The sequence below is a fragment of the Escherichia sp. MOD1-EC6021 genome (genome assembly GCF_002965245.1).
GTDB classification, from domain to species: domain Bacteria; phylum Pseudomonadota; class Gammaproteobacteria; order Enterobacterales; family Enterobacteriaceae; genus Escherichia; species Escherichia coli_F.
On record NZ_PTRU01000008.1, the window covers coordinates 39,119 to 58,671 of the forward strand.

At 52.7% G+C, this 19,553-nt stretch carries 17 protein-coding genes; 9 read left to right on the top strand and 8 right to left on the bottom strand.

Going from position 1 to position 19,553, the window contains the following annotated elements:
- The first annotated feature begins 58 nt into the window (after positions 1–58).
- On the top strand, positions 59–397 hold the full coding sequence (gene glnB / locus BEB54_RS11290; protein WP_000717691.1) for a nitrogen regulatory protein P-II: 339 nt from the start codon (positions 59–61) through the stop codon (positions 395–397).
- Between the two features lie 43 nt (positions 398–440).
- Here glnB and hmpA read toward each other — a convergent pair whose 3' ends face one another.
- Complete coding sequence (hmpA, locus tag BEB54_RS11295) at positions 441–1,631, bottom strand: NO-inducible flavohemoprotein (protein ID WP_105277573.1); 1,191 nt, start codon at positions 1,629–1,631, stop codon at positions 441–443.
- 327 nt (positions 1,632–1,958) lie between these two features.
- On the opposite strand from hmpA, the gene glyA reads away from it, so the two are divergent.
- Positions 1,959–3,212 (top strand): serine hydroxymethyltransferase, encoded by a 1,254-nt coding sequence (glyA, locus tag BEB54_RS11300; RefSeq protein WP_000919159.1) that lies wholly within the window; start codon positions 1,959–1,961, stop codon positions 3,210–3,212.
- Positions 3,213–3,409: 197 nt separating this feature from the next.
- On the opposite strand, the gene BEB54_RS11305 is transcribed toward glyA, so the two are convergent.
- Positions 3,410–4,603, bottom strand: a complete 1,194-nt coding sequence (locus BEB54_RS11305; protein WP_032184904.1) for an ROK family protein — start codon at positions 4,601–4,603, stop codon at positions 3,410–3,412.
- Positions 4,604–4,720: 117 nt separating this feature from the next.
- Between BEB54_RS11305 and BEB54_RS11310 the strand changes: the two genes are divergently transcribed.
- The 6 genes from BEB54_RS11310 (at position 4,721) to BEB54_RS11335 (ending at position 13,650) form a co-directional block, all read left to right on the top strand.
- Complete coding sequence (locus tag BEB54_RS11310; RefSeq protein WP_105277574.1) at positions 4,721–8,002, top strand: DUF5107 domain-containing protein; 3,282 nt, start codon at positions 4,721–4,723, stop codon at positions 8,000–8,002.
- A 96-nt stretch (positions 8,003–8,098) separates the two neighbouring features.
- Positions 8,099–9,082, top strand: a complete 984-nt coding sequence (locus BEB54_RS11315; RefSeq protein ID WP_001124916.1) for a substrate-binding domain-containing protein — start codon at positions 8,099–8,101, stop codon at positions 9,080–9,082.
- A 22-nt stretch (positions 9,083–9,104) separates the two neighbouring features.
- Complete coding sequence (locus tag BEB54_RS11320; RefSeq protein WP_105277575.1) at positions 9,105–10,616, top strand: sugar ABC transporter ATP-binding protein; 1,512 nt, start codon at positions 9,105–9,107, stop codon at positions 10,614–10,616.
- A gap of 24 nt (positions 10,617–10,640) precedes the next feature.
- Positions 10,641–11,639, top strand: a complete 999-nt coding sequence (locus tag BEB54_RS11325) for an ABC transporter permease (protein WP_025238570.1) — start codon at positions 10,641–10,643, stop codon at positions 11,637–11,639.
- Positions 11,640–11,671: 32 nt separating this feature from the next.
- On the top strand, positions 11,672–12,766 hold the full coding sequence (locus BEB54_RS11330) for a zinc-dependent alcohol dehydrogenase family protein (protein WP_161398431.1): 1,095 nt from the start codon (positions 11,672–11,674) through the stop codon (positions 12,764–12,766).
- Between the two features lie 11 nt (positions 12,767–12,777).
- A complete protein-coding gene (locus BEB54_RS11335) occupies positions 12,778–13,650 on the top strand; it encodes an aldose 1-epimerase (RefSeq protein ID WP_000158524.1) in 873 nt (290 codons plus the stop codon).
- 47 nt (positions 13,651–13,697) lie between these two features.
- Here BEB54_RS11335 and BEB54_RS11340 read toward each other — a convergent pair whose 3' ends face one another.
- The 6 genes from BEB54_RS11340 to hcaE form a co-directional block, all read right to left on the bottom strand.
- The gene (locus tag BEB54_RS11340; RefSeq protein WP_001094726.1) at positions 13,698–14,120 is read right to left on the bottom strand and encodes a DoxX family protein; all 423 of its coding nucleotides are present in this window, start codon (positions 14,118–14,120) and stop codon (positions 13,698–13,700) included.
- 96 nt (positions 14,121–14,216) lie between these two features.
- Positions 14,217–15,419: a phenylpropionate dioxygenase ferredoxin reductase subunit gene (hcaD, locus tag BEB54_RS11345; protein WP_105282194.1), complete on the bottom strand. Its 1,203-nt coding sequence runs from the start codon at positions 15,417–15,419 to the stop codon at positions 14,217–14,219.
- Between the two features lie 9 nt (positions 15,420–15,428).
- The gene (gene hcaB / locus BEB54_RS11350; RefSeq protein ID WP_001281377.1) at positions 15,429–16,241 is read right to left on the bottom strand and encodes a 3-phenylpropionate-dihydrodiol/cinnamic acid-dihydrodiol dehydrogenase; all 813 of its coding nucleotides are present in this window, start codon (positions 16,239–16,241) and stop codon (positions 15,429–15,431) included.
- Positions 16,238–16,558, bottom strand: coding sequence for a bifunctional 3-phenylpropionate/cinnamic acid dioxygenase ferredoxin subunit (locus BEB54_RS11355; protein WP_001080102.1), 321 nt, complete (start codon positions 16,556–16,558; stop codon positions 16,238–16,240). Before BEB54_RS11355 ends, hcaB begins: the two co-directional genes overlap by 4 nt.
- Positions 16,558–17,076 (bottom strand): 3-phenylpropionate/cinnamic acid dioxygenase subunit beta, encoded by a 519-nt coding sequence (hcaF, locus tag BEB54_RS11360; RefSeq protein WP_105277577.1) that lies wholly within the window; start codon positions 17,074–17,076, stop codon positions 16,558–16,560. Before hcaF ends, BEB54_RS11355 begins: the two co-directional genes overlap by 1 nt.
- A complete protein-coding gene (gene hcaE, locus BEB54_RS11365; protein ID WP_000211170.1) occupies positions 17,073–18,434 on the bottom strand; it encodes a 3-phenylpropionate/cinnamic acid dioxygenase subunit alpha in 1,362 nt (453 codons plus the stop codon). The genes hcaF and hcaE overlap by 4 nt, the downstream gene beginning before the upstream one ends.
- 135 nt (positions 18,435–18,569) lie before the next feature.
- On the opposite strand from hcaE, the gene hcaR reads away from it, so the two are divergent.
- Complete coding sequence (gene hcaR, locus BEB54_RS11370) at positions 18,570–19,460, top strand: DNA-binding transcriptional regulator HcaR (protein WP_105277578.1); 891 nt, start codon at positions 18,570–18,572, stop codon at positions 19,458–19,460.
- Positions 19,461–19,553: the final 93 nt, after the last annotated feature.

Sequence of the window (19,553 nt, forward strand, 5' to 3'; positions counted from 1 at the left end):
TGGCGTTATGTGTTACGTTTAGCAGATCAAAAGACAGGCGACCTTTTCAAGGAATAGCATGAAAAAGATTGATGCGATTATTAAACCCTTCAAGCTGGACGATGTCCGCGAAGCACTGGCTGAAGTCGGCATTACCGGCATGACGGTCACCGAGGTGAAAGGTTTTGGCCGCCAGAAAGGCCATACCGAGCTGTATCGCGGCGCGGAGTATATGGTGGATTTTCTGCCGAAAGTGAAAATTGAGATTGTCGTGCCGGACGACATTGTCGATATCTGCGTAGATACGATTATTCGCACGGCGCAAACCGGCAAAATCGGTGACGGTAAAATTTTCGTCTTTGACGTGGCACGGGTCATTCGTATCCGTACCGGCGAAGAGGACGACGCGGCAATTTAAACCGCGTCAGGGTTGCCGGGTGTCTCCATCCGGCAACCTCAAATCACAGCACTTTATGCGGGCCAAAGCATTCGTAATGAATGTTTTCCTGTTTCACCCCCAGTTCCACTAACTGTTTCGCGGCAAACTGCATGAAGCCAACCGGGCCGCAGAGATAGAACTGCATTGTCGGATCGCTGAACGCACCTTCCAGTTTGCTCAAATCCATCAGACCTTCACTATCAAACTGACCTTTAGCGCGATCGGCTTCGCTCGGCTGACGATACCAGGTGTGCGCGGTAAAGCGTGGCAGTGCTTGCCCCAGTTCCTTAACTTCATCGGCAAAGGCATGAACATCGCCATTTTCTGCCGCATGGAACCAGTTTACCTGAGCGCTATGACCTGCTTTTGCCAGCGTGTCGAGCATTGCCAGCATTGGTGTTTGACCGACACCGGCAGAGATTAACGTCACCGGCGTGTCATCTGCGATAGCCATAAAGAAATCACCTGCCGGAGCGACCAGTTTCACGACATCGCCAACATTGGCGTGATTGTGTAACCAGTTTGATACCTGCCCACCCTCTTCGCGTTTCACCGCAATACGATAGCCTTTGCCATCCGGTTTGCGAGTCAAAGAGTACTGACGAATTTCCTGATGCGGAAAACCTTCCGGCTTCAGCCAGACGCCGAGATATTGCCCTGGACGGTATTCCGCCACTGCGCCGCCGTCCACCGGCTCAAGTTCGAAGCTGGTGATAAGCGTGCTGCGCGGTGTTTTAGCTACAATGCGGAAATCGCGAGTACCTTCCCAGCCACCGGCTTTGCTGGCGTTTTCGTTATAGATTTCTGCCTCGCGATTGATAAATACATTAGCCAGTACGCCATAGGCTTTACCCCACGCGTCCAGCACTTCCTGGCCCGGACTGAACATTTCGTCCAGCGTCGCCAACAGGTGTTCACCGACGATATTGTATTGTTCCGGTTTGATCTGGAAGCTGGTGTGTTTCTGAGCGATTTTTTCAACCGCTGGCAGCAGCGCAGGCAGGTTTTCGATATTGCTGGCGTAGGCGGCAATGGCGTTAAACAAGGCTTCACGTTGATCGCCATTACGCTGGTTACTCATGTTAAAAATATCTTTGAGTTCTGGGTTATGAGTAAACATACGGTCGTAGAAATGGGCGGTTAACTTTGGCCCTGTTTCCACCAGTAAAGGGATGGTGGCTTTTACTGTAGCGATGGTTTGAGCGTCAAGCATATGGTCTTCCTTTTTTTGCATCTTAATTGATGTATCTCAAATGCATCTTATAAAAAATAGCCCTGCAATGTAAATGGTTCTTTGGTGTTTTTCATGAGGAATGTGATGAAGTGAAAAATTTGCATCACAAACCTGAAAAGAAATCCGTTTACGGTTGCAAGCTCTTTATTCTCCAAAGCCTTGCGCAGCCTGAAGGTAATCGTTTGCGTAAATTCCTTTGTCAAGACCTGTTATCGCACAATGATTCGGTTATACTGTTCGCCGTTGTCCAACAGGACCGCCTATAAAGGCCGAAAATTTTATTGTTAGCTGAGTCAGGAGATGCGGATGTTAAAGCGTGAAATGAACATTGCCGATTATGATGCCGAACTGTGGCAGGCTATGGAGCAGGAAAAAGTACGTCAGGAAGAGCACATCGAACTGATCGCCTCCGAAAACTACACCAGCCCGCGCGTAATGCAGGCGCAGGGTTCTCAGCTGACCAACAAATATGCTGAAGGTTATCCGGGCAAACGCTACTACGGCGGTTGCGAGTATGTTGATATCGTTGAACAACTGGCGATCGATCGCGCGAAAGAACTGTTCGGCGCTGACTACGCTAACGTCCAGCCGCACTCCGGCTCCCAGGCGAACTTTGCGGTCTACACCGCGCTGCTGGAACCCGGCGACACCGTTCTGGGTATGAACCTGGCGCATGGCGGTCACCTGACTCACGGTTCTCCGGTTAACTTCTCCGGTAAACTGTACAACATCGTTCCTTACGGTATCGATGCTACCGGTCATATCGACTACGCCGATCTGGAAAAACAAGCCAAAGAACACAAGCCGAAAATGATCATCGGTGGCTTCTCTGCATATTCTGGCGTGGTTGACTGGGCGAAAATGCGTGAAATCGCTGACAGCATCGGTGCTTACCTGTTCGTTGATATGGCGCACGTTGCGGGACTGGTCGCTGCTGGCGTCTACCCGAACCCGGTTCCTCATGCTCACGTAGTGACTACCACCACTCACAAAACCCTGGCGGGTCCGCGCGGCGGCCTGATCCTGGCGAAAGGCGGTAGCGAAGAACTGTACAAAAAACTGAACTCTGCCGTTTTCCCTGGTGGTCAGGGCGGCCCGTTGATGCACGTAATCGCTGGTAAAGCGGTTGCTCTGAAAGAAGCGATGGAACCTGAGTTCAAAACTTACCAACAGCAGGTCGCGAAAAACGCTAAAGCGATGGTAGAAGTATTCCTGGAGCGCGGCTACAAAGTGGTTTCCGGCGGTACTGATAACCACCTGTTCCTGGTTGATCTGGTTGATAAAAACCTGACCGGTAAAGAAGCTGACGCCGCTCTGGGCCGTGCTAACATCACCGTCAACAAAAACAGCGTACCGAACGATCCGAAGAGCCCGTTTGTAACCTCCGGTATTCGCGTGGGTACTCCGGCGATTACACGTCGTGGCTTTAAAGAAGCCGAAGCGAAAGAACTGGCTGGCTGGATGTGTGACGTGCTGGACAGCATCAATGATGAAGCCGTTATCGAGCGCATCAAAGGTAAAGTTCTCGACATCTGCGCACGTTACCCGGTTTACGCATAAGCGAAACGGTGATTTGCTGACAATGTGCTCGTTGTTCATGCCGGATGCGGTGTGAACGCCTTATCCGGCCTACAAATTATTGCAAATTCAAGATATTGCAATCTCCGTGTTGGCCTGCTAAGCGTAGCGCATCAGGCAATTTTTCGTTTGAGATCATCAAGGCTTTCTTCGGGAAGCCTTGTTACGTTATCGCGCCATCAAATCTGTCGTAACTGCGCCTCAACATACAAATAGCCAATCCCAAGCACCTGCTGTGCGCGGCTTAATTGCCCAAAGCCAATTTGCGTCGCTTTCACGCTCGGTCCTTCGTCACGGTCGAACGGGTTAAATCCTGTCTGGCGAATAATGGAATTAAGCCAGTTCTCACCAAAGGCGCAGCTGCGACCATACAGCCAAATCTGATTAATATTGAGGATATTGAGGAAGTTATACAGACTCAAACCAATGGCGTTGGCACTGCGGTCAACCCAGCTGGTGATCCACGGTTCTCCACTCTGCCAGGCAGCGATTAATTGTGCGGTTGTCAATTTTTCAGGATCAAGCTGAGTATTAACCGGTTGTGATTTTAGCCATACTCGCGCCTGTTTTTTTAATGCGCTTAACGAGGCGACGGTTTCCAGGCAGCCATAACGTCCACAGTCGCAGGCGACGCCATCCGGATTAACGATGGTGTGACCAATCTGTCCGCTACCATACAAACTGCCGCGATAAATTTGCTCGTTAATCACGAACGACGAGCCAATACCGTAATCAACGTTGATCACGCAGAAATCCCGTCCTTGCGAATTATTTTGCCATTTCTCCGCAAGCGCCAGCATCACGCAGTCATTATCGACCATCACCCGAATGCCCAGCTTCTCTTCCAGCAGATACTTCACCTCAACCGGCGTTGTCCACGGCGCTTGCGGCATGGTTTGCGACACGCCAGTCACTGGATCAACCTGACCGTGGATTGCCAGCGCCAGGTTGATAGTACGGTCCGGCCACAGTTTACGATGACGATGCCAGCATTTTTCGATTTCGGACAACAGAGCCTGCGGTGTCGGTGCATCAATCTGAAAATATTCAAATTCGCCTTTCGGACTTAAACAGGCATTAGCGACCTGACACTCAATGCTGGTGGGCGTCACGTTCAGGCACAGCGTCCAGTCACCTTCCGGCGCGATCAGCCATGTACCGCTACTGTGCCCGCGCGTCTGGCTTTCATCGTCGATATTCACCACCCGTTTTTCGCTTTCCAGCTCCTGCAAAATATTACTGACCGCCGGAATTGAAATTTGCGCCAGCCGGGCCAGCGTTGATTTATTGGCGCGCTTTTGCCGGTACAGCAGTTCCAGAATCACGCATTTGTTATGGTGGCGGATCTGTTGATTGTTAATGCAGGCTTTCATCTTCACTAAACCTTGTTTAGTTAATTGCGTGATTATTCCGCGAAAACATTGCCAGATTGTTCAATACACTGCCACAAATCTTTTAATTCAGTATGTCTTGTTAATATTGAGGGCACCATGACTCCAGTAAAAGTGTGGCAAGAGCGCGTTGAGATCCCGACTTATGAAACAGGTCCGCAGGATATACACCCTATGTTCCTGGAAAATCGCGTTTATCAGGGATCGTCCGGTGCGGTTTATCCCTACGGCGTGACCGATACGCTGAGCGAGCAGAAAGTCCTGAAATCCTGGCAAGCGGTGTGGCTGGAAAACGACTATATCAAAGTGATGATCCTGCCGGAGTTGGGCGGTCGGGTGCATCGCGCGTGGGATAAAGTGAAACAGCGCGATTTTGTCTATCACAATGAGGTGATTAAACCGGCGCTGGTAGGGCTATTGGGGCCGTGGATTTCGGGCGGGATTGAGTTTAACTGGCCACAACACCATCGCCCGACTACCTTTATGCCCGTTGATTTCACCATCGAAGCCCATGAAGACGGCGCACAGACGGTGTGGGTCGGCGAAACGGAGCCGATGCACGGTTTACAGGTGATGACCGGTTTCACACTACGCCCTGACCGGGCGGCGCTGGAGATTGCCAGTCGCGTCTATAACGGCAATGCCACGCCGCGTCATTTCTTGTGGTGGGCTAACCCGGCAGTGAAAGGTGGCGAAGGGCATCAGAGCGTTTTCCCGCCGGATGTAACGGCGGTGTTTGATCACGGCAAACGGGCTGTTTCAGCTTTCCCTATCGCTACCGGCACTTACTACAAAGTGGACTACTCCGCCGGAGTGGATATTTCTCGCTATAAAAATGTGCCAGTGCCGACTTCGTATATGGCCGAAAAATCGCAGTACGATTTTGTTGGCGCATGGTGTCACGATGAAGATGGCGGTTTGCTACACGTTGCCAACCACCACATCGCGCCAGGTAAAAAACAGTGGAGCTGGGGACACAGTGAATTCGGCCAGGCGTGGGATAAGAGCCTGACCGACAATAACGGCCCGTATATCGAACTGATGACGGGTATTTTTGCCGATAACCAGCCCGATTTTACCTGGCTTGATGCTTACGAAGAGAAGCGTTTCGAGCAGTATTTCCTGCCTTATCATTCTCTGGGCATGGTGCAAAACGCCTCCCGCGATGCGGTGATTAAACTCCAGCGTAGCGAGCGGGGGATTGAGTGGGGGCTGTATGCCATCTCCCCGTTGAAAGGATGCCGCCTGGCGATCCGCGAAATCGGCAAATGCAACGCGTTGCTCGACGATGCCGTGGCTCTGACGCCAGCGACCGCCATTCAGGGCGTGTTGCATGGTATCAATCCTGACAGACTAACCATTGAACTCTCCGATGCCGATGGCAATATCGTACTGAGTTATCAGGAACATCAGCCACAAGAGTTGCCGTTGCCAGACGTCGCCAAAGCGCCACTGGCAGCACAAGAGATTACCAGTACAGATGAAGCCTGGTTTATCGGTCAGCATCTGGAGCAATATCATCATGCCAGCCGTTCACCGTTCGATTACTACCTGCGCGGCGTGGCGCTGGACCCGCTGGATTATCGCTGTAACCTGGCGTTGGCGATGCTGGAATATAACCGCGCTGATTACCCACAAGCGGTGGCGTATGCCACTCAGGCGCTGAAACGCGCACATGTGCTGAACAAAAACCCGCAGTGCGGACAGGCGAGTTTAATTCGCGCCAGTGCTTACGAACGTCAGGGGCAATATCAACAAGCCGAAGAGGATTTCTGGCGTGCGGTCTGGAGCGGAAACAGTAAAGCCGGTGGCTATTATGGTCTGGCACGGCTGGCGGCGCGTAATGGTCACTTCGACGCGGGTCTGGATTTTTGCCAACAAAGTCTTCGCGCCTGCCCAACCAATCAGGAAGTGCTTTGCCTGCATAACCTGCTGCTGGTGTTAAGTGGTCGTCAGGACAACGCGCGTTTGCAGCGAGAGAAGTTGCTGCGTGATTATCCGCTGAACGCCACTCTGTGGTGGCTGAACTGGTTCGATGGTTGTAGCGAATCTGCCCTCGTACAGTGGCGAGGTCTGTGTCAGGGACGCGACGTTAACGCCCTGATGACCGCCGGGCAACTGATTAACTGGGGCATGCCCGCTCTGGCGGCAGAGATGCTGAACGCACTGGACTGTCAGCGCACGCTACCGCTTTACCTGCAAGCCAGCTTGCTGCCGAAAGCTGAACGCGGCGAACTGGTCGCAAAAGCCATTGATGTTTTCCCGCAGTTTGTCCGTTTCCCTAATACGCTGGAAGAGGTTGCGGCGCTGGAGAGTATTGAAGAGTGCTGGTTTGCCCGGCATTTACTGGCCTGTTTCTACTACAACAAGCGCAGCTACGGCAAAGCAATTGCCTTATGGCAACGTTGCGTTGAGATGTCGCCGGAGTTTGCCGACGGCTGGCGTGGGCTGGCAATCCATGCGTGGAATAAGCAGCATGATTATGAACTGGCCGCGCGTTATCTTGATAGTGCTTATCAGCTTGCGCCGCAGGATGCTCGTCTGCTTTTTGAACGGGATTTGCTGGATAAGCTAACCGGAGCCGCACCGGAGAAACGACTGGCTCGTCTGGAAAATAATCTGGAAATTGCTCTGAAACGCGACGACATGACCGCAGAATTGCTCAATTTGTGGCATCTCACTGGTCAGGCGGACAAAGCGGCAGACATTCTCGCCACGCGTAAATTCCATCCGTGGGAAGGTGGGGAAGGGAAGGTCACCAGCCAGTTTATCCTCAACCAGTTATTACGCGCCTGGCAGCATCTTGATGCCAGAGAGCCGCAGCAGGCCAGCGAACTGCTTCATGCCGCGTTGCATTATCCGGAGAATTTAAGCGAAGGCCGTTTACCGGGGCAAACTGACAACGACATCTGGTTCTGGCAGGCGATATGCGCCAAGGCGCAGGGCGATGAAACTGCAGCGACGCGTTGTTTACGTCTGGCGGCGACCGGCGATCGCACCATTAACATCCACAGTTATTACAACGATCAGCCGGTTGATTATCTCTTCTGGCAAGGGATGGCGCTGCGATTACTGGGCGAACAACAAACCGCACAGCAACTGTTTAGTGAAATGAAACAGTGGGCGCAAGAGATGGCAAAAACCAGTATCGAAGCGGATTTCTTTGCCGTCTCGCAACCTGACTTGTTATCGCTGTATGGCGATTTACAACAGCAACATAAAGAAAAATGTCTGATGGTGGCGATGCTGGCGGCTGCGGGATTAGGCGAGATTGCGCAATACGAATCTGCTCGCGCTGAATTGACGGCGATTAATCCAGCCTGGCCGAAAGCGGCATTATTCACCACCGTGATGCCTTTTATTTTTAGCTACGTTCACTAAACACTATTAACTGTAATATTTGAGCGGCACGCGCTGCCGCTCACGCTCAAATAATTAAAATAAGCCGTTGTAAATAAAAACCCTACAGGAGGCACTATGCCTAAAAAAATGAGAACAACCCGTAATCTATTATTAATGGCTACGCTATTAGGTAGCACACTATTTGCCAACGCTGCGGAAAAAGAAATGACCATTGGTGCAATATACCTTGATACCCAGGGATATTACGCCGGAGTGCGCCAGGGCGTTCAGGATGCGGCAAAAGATTCTTCAGTACAGGTACAGTTAATTGAAACTAACGCCCAGGGCGATATTTCGAAAGAAAGTACCTTTGTTGATACCCTCGTGGCGCGTAATGTCGATGCCATTATTTTGTCGGCAGTGTCCGAAAATGGCAGTAGCCGCACCGTTCGCCGCGCCAGTGAGGCGGGTATTCCGGTGATTTGCTACAACACCTGTATTAATCAAAAGGGTGTCGATAAATATGTCTCGGCATATCTGGTTGGCGATCCGCTGGAATTTGGTAAAAAACTGGGTAACGCTGCCGCAGATTATTTTATTGCCAACAAAATTGACCAGCCGAAAATTGCTGTCATCAATTGCGAAGCCTTTGAAGTTTGTGTGCAACGACGTAAAGGGTTTGAAGAAGTATTAAAAGCCCGCGTTCCCGGCGCGAAAATTGTCGCTAATCAGGAAGGGACTGTTTTAGATAAAGCGATTTCTGTTGGTGAAAAACTGATTATCTCCACGCCAGATCTCAACGCCATTATGGGGGAATCGGGTGGAGCGACACTCGGCGCGGTAAAAGCGGTACGTAATCAAAATCAGGCTGGAAAAATTGCCGTTTTCGGTTCAGATATGACCACTGAAATTGCTCAGGAACTGGAAAATAACCAGGTGCTGAAAGCGGTAGTGGATATTTCCGGTAAGAAAATGGGCAATGCTGTTTTCGCGCAAACATTGAAGGTTATCAATAAACAAGCCGACGGTGAAAAAGTGATTCAGGTACCAATCGATCTCTATACCAAAACGGAAGACGGTAAACAGTGGCTGGCAACGCACGTTGATGGTCTGCCCTAATCGCTGATTCGCAGAGGTCCCTATGTTCACGGCAACAGAGGCAGTTCCGGTAGCAAAAGTGGTGGCAGGAAATAAGCGTTACCCCGGCGTCGTTGCGCTGGATAACGTTAACTTTACGCTCAATAAAGGCGAAGTTCGCGCGCTGTTAGGCAAAAACGGTGCGGGAAAATCGACCCTCATTCGAATGCTTACCGGTAGCGAACGTCCGGATAGCGGTGATATCTGGATTGGCGAGACGCGACTGGAAGGCGACGAAGCTACGCTGACTCGCCGTGCCGCTGAACTGGGGGTACGCGCGGTTTATCAGGAATTAAGTCTGGTGGAGGGGCTGACGGTGGCGGAAAACCTCTGCCTCGGTCAGTGGCCCCGCCGCAACGGCATGATTGATTACCTGCAAATGGCGCAGGATGCCCAACGTTGCTTACAGGCGCTGGGCGTCGATGTTAGCCCTGAACAACTTGTTTCGACACTAAGCCCGGCGCAAAAGCAACTGGTGGAAATTGCGCGGGTGATGAAAGGCGAGCCGCGCGTGGTCATTCTTGATGAACCTACCAGTTCGCTTGCCAGTGCGGAAGTTGAACTGGTGATCAGCGCTGTGAAAAAGATGTCGGCACTGGGCGTGGCGGTGATTTATGTCAGCCACCGGATGGAAGAAATTCGCCGCATTGCCTCCTGTGCCACCGTTATGCGCGATGGTCAGGTGGCGGGCGATGTGATGCTCGAAAACACCTCCACGCATCATATTGTGTCGCTAATGCTAGGGCGCGATCACGTTGATATTGCGCCGGTAGCCCCTCAGGAAATTGTGGATCAGGCCGTGCTGGAAGTCCGTGCATTACGCCATAAGCCCAAGCTGGAGGATATCAGCTTTACGTTACGTCGCGGCGAAGTGCTTGGCATTGCTGGCCTGCTGGGGGCAGGGCGCAGTGAATTGCTGAAGGCGATTGTTGGGCTGGAGACGTATGAACAGGGCGAAATTGTTATCAACGGCGAGAAAATCACGCGCCCCGATTACGGCGAGATGCTGAAACGCGGCATTGGCTATACGCCAGAAAACCGCAAAGAAGCGGGGATCATTCCCTGGCTGGGCGTTGACGAAAATACGGTACTGACCAATCGGCAAAAAATCAGCGCCAACGGTGTGCTGCAATGGTCCACCATCCGCCGCCTGACCGAAGAGGTGATGCAGCGGATGACGGTCAAGGCAGCCAGCAGCGAAACGCCCATCGGCACGCTTTCTGGCGGCAATCAGCAAAAAGTGGTGATCGGTCGTTGGGTCTATGCCGCCAGCCAGATTTTATTGCTCGACGAGCCAACGCGCGGCGTCGATATCGAAGCCAAACAGCAGATTTACCGTATTGTCCGCGAGCTGGCTGCCGAAGGGAAAAGCGTGGTGTTTATCTCCAGTGAAGTGGAGGAGTTGCCGCTGGTGTGCGACCGCATCCTGTTATTACAGCACGGTACGTTCTCGCAGGAGTTTCACTCGCCGGTCAATGTGGATGAGCTGATGTCCGCCATTCTGTCTGTGCACTGATGAATTTTACCGAGGAACCTGAAGATGTCTGCTTCGTCATTACCATTGCCGCAGGGCAAGAGCGTCTCGCTCAAACAATTTGTCAGTCGCCATATTAATGAGATCGGTTTGCTGGTGGTAATCGCCATTCTTTATCTGGTCTTCTCCCTGAATGCGCCTGGCTTTATCTCATTGAATAACCAAATGAACGTGCTGCGCGATGCTGCCACCATCGGGATCGCCGCCTGGGCGATGACGCTGATTATTATCTCCGGTGAAATTGATGTCAGCGTTGGACCGATGGTGGCTTTTGTCTCGGTGTGCCTGGCATTTTTGCTGCAATTTGACGTTCCACTGGCGATTGCTTGTCTGCTGGTGTTGCTGTTAGGCGCGCTGATGGGGACGCTGGCCGGCGTGCTGCGCGGCGTGTTTAACGTGCCCAGTTTCGTTGCCACGCTGGGGCTGTGGAGCGCCCTGCGCGGAATGGGGCTGTTTATGACCAACGCCCTGCCAGTGCCGATTGACGAAAACGAGGTGCTGGACTGGTTAGGTGGACAATTTCTCGGTGTGCCGGTATCCGCGCTGATCATGATGGTGTTGTTTGCGCTGTTTGTGTTCATTAGCCGCAAAACCGCCTTCGGGCGCTCGGTTTTTGCTGTTGGCGGTAATGCCACGGCGGCGCAGTTGTGCGGTATTAACGTTCGTCGGGTACGCATTCTTATTTTTACCCTTTCGGGATTATTAGCGGCGGTGACCGGCATTTTGCTGGCAGCTCGCCTCGGTTCTGGTAACGCAGGTGCGGCAAACGGTCTGGAGTTTGACGTCATCGCCGCGGTCGTGGTCGGCGGTACGGCACTTTCCGGCGGTCGCGGTTCCTTGTTCGGTACGTTGCTTGGTGTGCTGGTGATTACGCTAATCGGTAACGGTCTGGTGTTGCTCGGGATTAACTCTTTTTTCCAGCAGGTGGTGCGCGGCGTCATCATCGTGGTGGCGGTTCTGGCGAATATCTTGCTGACCCAGCGAAGCAGTAAAGCGAAACGCTAAACCTTAACGCCCCTGGCGCGGGTGCGGCAGGGATGAAAATTAATCGTATTGTTAATGAGGGATTTATGAAAACGATGCTGGCAGCTTATTTACCAGGAAATTCGACCGTCGATCTGCGGGAAGTTGCGGTGCCGACGCCGGGGATTAACCAGGTACTGATCAAAATGAAATCCTCCGGAATTTGCGGGAGCGATGTCCACTATATCTACCACCAGCACCGCGCTACGGCGGCGGCACCCGATAAACCGTTATACCAGGGATTTATCAACGGTCATGAACCGTGCGGGCAGATTGTGGCGATGGGGCAAGGCTGCCGCCATTTTAAAGAGGGCGACCGCGTGCTGGTGTATCACATTTCTGGCTGTGGTTTTTGCCCGAACTGCCGTCGCGGTTTTCCTATCTCTTGTACTGGCGAAGGAAAAGCCGCTTACGGCTGGCAGCGTGACGGCGGTCATGCCGAATATCTGCTGGCGGAAGAAAAAGATCTGATCCTCCTGCCGGACGCGCTGAGCTATGAAGATGGTGCGTTTATCAGTTGCGGCGTTGGTACAGCGTATGAAGGGATTTTGCGCGGCGAAGTTTCCGGCAGTGATAACGTGCTGGTGGTCGGTCTGGGGCCGGTCGGCATGATGGCGATGATGCTGGCGAAAGGTCGCGGTGCAAAAAGGATCATCGGCGTTGATATGCTGCCGGAACGTCTGGCGATGGCGAAACAGTTAGGGGTGATGGATCACGGCTATTTAGCAACGACCGAAGGTCTGCCGCAGATTATCGCCGAACTCACCCGCGGTGGCGCGGATGTTGCGCTCGATTGTTCAGGTAATGCCGCAGGTCGCTTACTGGCGTTGCAATCCACTGCTGACTGGGGACGGGTGGTTTACATCGGGGAAACCGGAAAAGTGGAGTTCGAGGTTAGCGCTGATCTGATGCATCATCAACGGCGGATTATTGGCTCCTGGGTGACCAGTCTGTTCCATATGGAAAAATGCGCCCACGATTTAACGGACTGGAAACTGTGGCCGCGTAATGCCATTACCCATCGCTTCTCACTGGAACAGGCAGGAGATGCCTATGCGCTGATGGCGAGCGGTAAATGCGGGAAAGTTGTGATTAACTTCCCGGATTAAGGAGTCAGCGGATGACCATCTATACCTTATCTCACGGGCCGCTAAAGCTGGACGTTTCTGACCGGGGCGGCGTCATCGAAGGCTTCTGGCGTGACGCGACGCCGCTCTTACGTCCCGGTAAAAAAAGCGGTGTGGCAACCGATGCCTCTTGTTTTCCGCTGGTGCCGTTTGCAAACCGGGTGAGCGGCAATCGTTTTGTCTGGCAGGGGCGTGAGTATCAACTGCAACCGAATGTTGAGTGGGATGCGCACTATCTGCACGGCGACGGCTGGCTGGGGCAGTGGCAATGTGTCTCGCGCAGCGATGATAGCTTGTGTCTGGTGTATGAACATCGCAGCGGTGTTTATCACTATCGGGTAAGTCAGGCGTTTCATTTAACGGCAGATACGCTGACGGTGACGCTCTCTGTCACCAATCAAGGGGCAGAGACGCTGCCATTTGGTACCGGCTGGCATCCTTATTTCCCGTTGTCACCACAAACGCGGATTCAGGCGCAGGCGAGCGGTTACTGGCTGGAGCGGGAGCAGTGGCTGGCGGGTGAGTTTTGCGAGCAGCTACCGCAGGAGCTGGATTTCAACCAGCTCGCGCCGTTGCCGCACCAGTGGGTAAACAATGGCTTTGCCGGATGGAATGGTCAGGCCCGCATCGAGCAGCCGCAGGAGGGTTATGCCATCATCATGGAAACGACGCCACCTGCACCATGTTATTTCATCTTTGTTTCCGACCCGGCGTTTGATAAAGGATATGCGTTTGATTTCTTCTGTCTGGAACCGATGAGCCATGCGCCGGATGACCATCATCGCCCGGAAGGAGGTGACCTCATTGCGCTTGCGCCGGGGGAATCAACAACGTCAGAGATGTCGTTGCGGGTTGCGTTACTGTAATTTATAAAATGCCGGATAAGGCGTTCACGCCGCATCCGGCATCTTTCCTAACGCCGATCGAGAGAAATTGCCCCCGGCCCGGTAATTGCCAACAGCAGGAATGCGCCAGCGATACTGACATTCTTCCAGAAATTAATCATATTTGGCCCAACCGCATCGCCGGTCATATCCCAGTAATGGTGACCAATCACCGCCGTACCCAGCGTGTAGAAAATAAACAGCACCGCCAGCGGACGGGTGAAAAAGCCAAGCACGATTAAAATCGCGGCGGGTACTTCCATAACTACCGCAATAATCGCTGCCAGCATCGGCATCGGCGCGCCCAGCGAGGCCATATATTGGACCGTACCGTCAAAGCCCATCATTTTGGGAAAACCAAAAATAATGAAAATTAAGACCACGGCGATACGGGCAATTAATAACAAAACGGGGCGGGCAGCACCAAAATCAAAATAACGTAGTGTGTTCATAACCAATCCCTTTGCAAGATAATGTGATTTAAACGTAATACACACTCTGGTACCTCGCCACGCCCCAGGCGTTGAGATATTCGCTAATTATCCTGGTTACAGTGATTTAAGCGCGATGTCCTCATCTATCAGCAGTTTCGCATCAAACGTTTTGCCGCTCTGGATCCATTTGCGGATTGGGCGAATCTCACGGCCCTGATTCAGCGTGACTGCACCGATAAGCACGCCGTTTTGCAGATTAAACCAAATCGCCTTCTGAGTTTCCGGGTTGCCACGACAAATCCAGTCATCGCCATGCATATCGCCAATAAACTGTAAGTTATCACTGTACTGATCGCTCCAGAACCACGGCGGCGGCAGTCGCGGAAGCGGTAGCCCCAACATTGCGGAAGCGGCAATTTGCGCCTGGTTATTGGCGTTTTCCCAGCTTTCGCAGCGGTGTAGTGCACCATTATCAAGACGGGTGATTGCCACATCGCCACCGGCAAAGATCGCGGGATCGCAGGTGCGGCAAGCTTCATCAATGACAATACCATTGGCAGTATCAAGGTTGGCCTCGCGAGCCAGTTGGTCGTTGGCGCTGATACCAATACCGTAAATCACCACATCGGCCTGAAGCGTTTCGCCACTTTGCAGCGTCAGTTCTACTTTTTCACCATCGACCACATGTTCAATGGCATGATTGAGCAGAATGCTCACACCAGCCTGCTGATGGCGCTGTAAAAGATAGTGTTGCACGGGTGGTGGTGCATTACGGCCCATGACGGTTGCCGCCAGTTCAATCACTGTCACCTTACATCCACGCTGCGTGGCGCTGGCAGCCAGTTCCAGACCAATAGTTCCGGCACCGACAATCACGACTGACCGTTCGGGCTGCAGAACTTCTCGCAGTCTGGCGGCATCGCCGGCATGGCGCAGGGTAAAGCAGCGTTCTCCCAGTGCGTCAAGCAATGGCAGCGGTCGGGCTGCCGCGCCAGTAGCAATAAACAGCTGATCCCAGTGCCAGCTTTCGCCGTTGGCTAACGCAAGTTCTCGTGTGTCGCGGCCCAGCGTTTTGATGGTTACGCCAGAATGCAGATGAACATTGTTTTCCTGCCACCAGTTAGCGGGTAACACCGACTGCAACTGTGGGGAATCCTCCAGCAACATGGCTTTCGAGAGCGGTGGACGTTCATATGGAAGATGCTGCTCATCAGAAAACAAATGCAGCTCACCGGTGAATCCTTGCTGGCGTAGCGAAGCCGCAGCCATGGCCGCCGCTTGCCCGCCACCGACAATAATGATCGTTTTTTCTTTCATCGTACTTCCTTAAAGATCCAGCCCTGCCGCTACGTGGCGAATTCCGCGAATAGCTAATCCCGCATCAGCGTTGATCATCACCCCGCTTAATGCGCGATTATTGCGCCGCGATGCCAACATCACATACGGACCCGTAAAATCCGCCGGTTGCGGGAAAAATTGCAGCGGTAATATGGCGGCAATTTTCTCCGGCGTCAGAGACTGCATTATCGAGGTTTCACTTTGCCCGAGCGCCTGTGGGCCGCGCAGGTCGCTGGCCATACCACACGGGCCGACGCCATTCACCCGCACTTTCGGTGCCAGTTCATAAGCCAGTTGGCGAATAAGTCCGGTTGCGGCATGTTTACTGGCGGTGTACAGCGGGCCACCGCCGCCGGGATACCAGGCGGCATTTGACAGTGTGAAAATCATGCTGCCTTCACTGGCGATTAACGCCGGAGCGCAGGCTTTTGCGCCCAGCAGGTAACCGAGTACGTTGACGTTAAACAGCTCGTGGAAGCCGGTTTCGAGCGTCTCTGCGGGAGTATTAACCAGTGAGGCATTGTGATCCCAGATGCCCGCATTGCCGATAAAACAATCCAGCTTGCCAGAACGAGTCAGGATCTGATCGACCGCGCGTTGATAATCGGCATAGCAGGTCACGTTACCTTCCACCGCCAGAATATGTTCGCCAAATCGCTGACGCAGACTGGCGACTTTTGCCGCCGACAGTTCCAGCGTGGCAACCTGCGCACCTTCTTCGATAAATCGCTCGACCAGCGCCAGGCCTAATCCCGATCCGCCACCTGTAATAAAGATGGACTCGTTATGCAGATCGCTCATGGCTGCGCCTCCGGTAAGTCGATGAAGATATCACCACCTTCAACGTGTACTGGATAAGTGGTTAGCGGATCGGTGGCGGGCAGGCATAACGCTTTCCCCGTCTTCAGGCAAAAGCTGGCGGCGTGCAGTGGGCACTCTACCGTAGCATCATCTTCCAGATACCCTTCTGACATCGACGCATTACCATGACTGCAACGATCGTTAATGGCATAAAACTCGCCGCCAACGTTGAACAGGGCGATGACGGGCGAGGTATCGATCCGGAGAGCCTCACCCTCCGGCACATCCGCAACGGGACACGCATAAATTCGATTCATCAGAACAGTACACTCAGGTTATGGGACGTGATCACCGCTTGATCCAGGATGATATCCCGTTCCAGCAAGCGCCAGTTGCCATCTTCCAGACGACGAACTTTGTCAAAACGAGTCCCGACATACAACGTTTCATCGCGCTCTTTTTGTGCCCGATAAAGCAGATAATTTACCCGCACAGCAAACACGTCTGGGGTGTCTGTTTCGCTTACCTGGCAGTTGCTGATTAAGTGACGGGTGCGTGACGGCGGTTCTTCTGCCCAGGCCATGCCCGTTTCCAGACGGGCGATTCGCCGTTCCAGCTGGTCTTTGGTGTCATTAAAAATCCAGGTTGTCGGTGGCTGAACGCCTTTGCGGCGGTCACGCGTTTGCGCGTTAACCGTGGTGCGCATGGTGTAACGAATCTCTTCGTCGAGCTGCGCTAGCCAGTCACGAAATTTCCAGTCATCCAGCAGACTGGCTTCGTGATAGAGAAACTGGCTAATGCGGTGATGTAACTCCAGTGAAACCTGCGCACTCATTTCATCACCTCCTGCTGGTATGCGGCGGTTTTATCGAGCACTTCCTGCCAGCTTTCGCTGCTCAGGAGATCGGCCCAGCGTTGATACATTCCACGGGCGGCCGTTTCTGAGAAGATATAGTTTGTAATGCCTGGAATGCCGTCGTCGCGATGTTTTTCCTGACCAAGCCCCATTTCCAGACACAGTTTGCTGTTGCGGGCGCGGTGACCTTTCAGCAATTTCTGGATTTCACACCAGTTCTCCGAGTCATCCTGCTCGAGAAAACCAGCAGGACCAAAAGCACGAGTGGCGCTGTTTTCAAAAGCGGCTTTAACCTCATCAGAGGCGGCTTTGTCAGTAATACAGAACGCCCATACTTCGACTTGATCTGGGCCGCGCGGATGCCAGACGCGGAGTGTGGCAGTGCCGTTGAGCCAGGAAAGCGTGGGGAAAATATTGTTATGACCCGCCAGGCGCAGGGCGCGAACTTCACCTAAACGTTGTTCTGCTTCGGCATAGGTTTCGCGGTAATAGCTGGAAACCGCGCCATCGACCCAGACATTAGCATCCGGTTTTTCAGTAAAGAAGAAACCGCTACCGTGACCGTCCTGACCAAATTGCAGCGCATCTTTGGCGGTTTCCCACACCGGGCGGGCGGTTTGTCCATCACCGAGACGCTTATCGCTGCCATCATCTTTCGCCCCTAATACCTGAACGGCAGAAGCATGGCTGAACAGGGCGTGATACTGGTCACTGGCGAACTGCTCTGCCGGGAATTTCCAGTTGCAGTTGATCACCCACTTCTGTACGCCGCCGACAATTTCGGTGCCGCCTTCGCGACGATCCAGCATGCCATCCAGATACCAGGCAATGTCACCCAGGTAATCACGCAGGCCCGGCGCGGAGGTATCCCAGTTGCCAAAAATCAGCCCCTTATAACTCTCCACACAGGGAACTTCGTTTAACCCCCAGTGGGATTTACACAGCCCTTGTGGGTAGGCGCGAGGTTCCAGCGGTACATCAATCAACTCGCCGTTAATACCATAAGACCAGCCATGATACGGGCAGGTAAAGGCGCGAGTGTTGCCGCAATCGGCATAACTCACACGCATGGCCCGGTGGCGGCATTGGTTGAGAAACGCCTTGATGCTGCCGTCTTTCTGGCGCACCACGACAACCGCATCTTCTCCCATGTAGGTGTTAAAAAAATCACCGGGTTTAGGGATCTGGCTTTCATGAGCGAGAAACAGCCAGCAACGACCGAAAATGCGCTCAAGCTCCAGTTGGTAAATATCCGGGTCGGTATAAATACGCGGAGTAACCCGACCGTTTTGGGTGTCAATCAGTTGGTAAATGTTCAAATCTGAGGGTGTGGTCATATTTTTTAATCCTGAAAGATAAGATGTATTGACCTTCTATTTTTGTGCCATAAGGATGTTGCTGGTTGGTTGCTGATATGTGAAATAGTTAATTTCTACCAACTGAGACGTTTTTTCGATAACAAGGGGAAGGTGATGGAACTACGGCATTTACGCTATTTTGTCGCAGTGGCGCAGGCACTGAACTTTACCCGTGCGGCGGAAAAACTGCATACCTCACAGCCTTCGTTAAGCAGCCAGATCCGCGATCTCGAAAACTGTGTTGGTGTTCCGCTACTGGTACGTGATAAACGTAAAGTCGCGTTGACGGCGGCGGGAGAATGTTTTCTCCTGGACGCGCAGGCAATCCTGGAACAAGCGGAAAATGCCAAACAACGGGCGCGGAAAATTGTTCAGGAAGATAAGCATTTAATCATCGGTTTTGTGCCATCGGCGGAAGTGAATTTACTGCCAAAAGTATTGCCCATGTTCCGACTGAAACAGCCAGAAACTTTGATCGAATTGGTGAGTTTAATTACCACGGAACAGGAAGAAAAAATTCGCCGTGGTGAACTGGATGTCGGCTTAATGCGCCATCCTGTCTATAGCCCGGAGATTGATTATCTGGAACTTTTTGACGAACCATTAGTGGTGGTGTTGCCGGTTGATCATCCTTTAGCACAAGAAAAAGAGATCACCGCCGCGCAGCTGGATGGCGTGAATTTCGTTAGTACCGATCCGGCGTATTCCGGTTCGCTTGCGCCGATCGTTAAGGAGTGGTTTGCGCAAGAAAACAGCCAGCCGAATATCGTCCAGGTGGCAACCAATATTCTGGTAACGATGAATTTGGTGGGGATGGGGCTTGGCGTAACTTTGATACCCGGTTATATGAATAATTTTAATACCGGGCAGGTGGTATTTCGGCCAATTGCCGGAAATGTGCCTTCCATTGCCCTACTAATGGCGTGGAAGAAAGGCGAAATGAAACCGGCATTACGCGATTTCATCGCCATTGTGCAGGAACGTTTGGCAAGCGTAACGGCATAAATACGCAATAATTTTGCAAGGTGCGTTGTGGGGCGCAGCTTTTTTAGTGCTTGCGAACAGGCGTTACAGACATCGGGAAGCAGGCTCGAATAT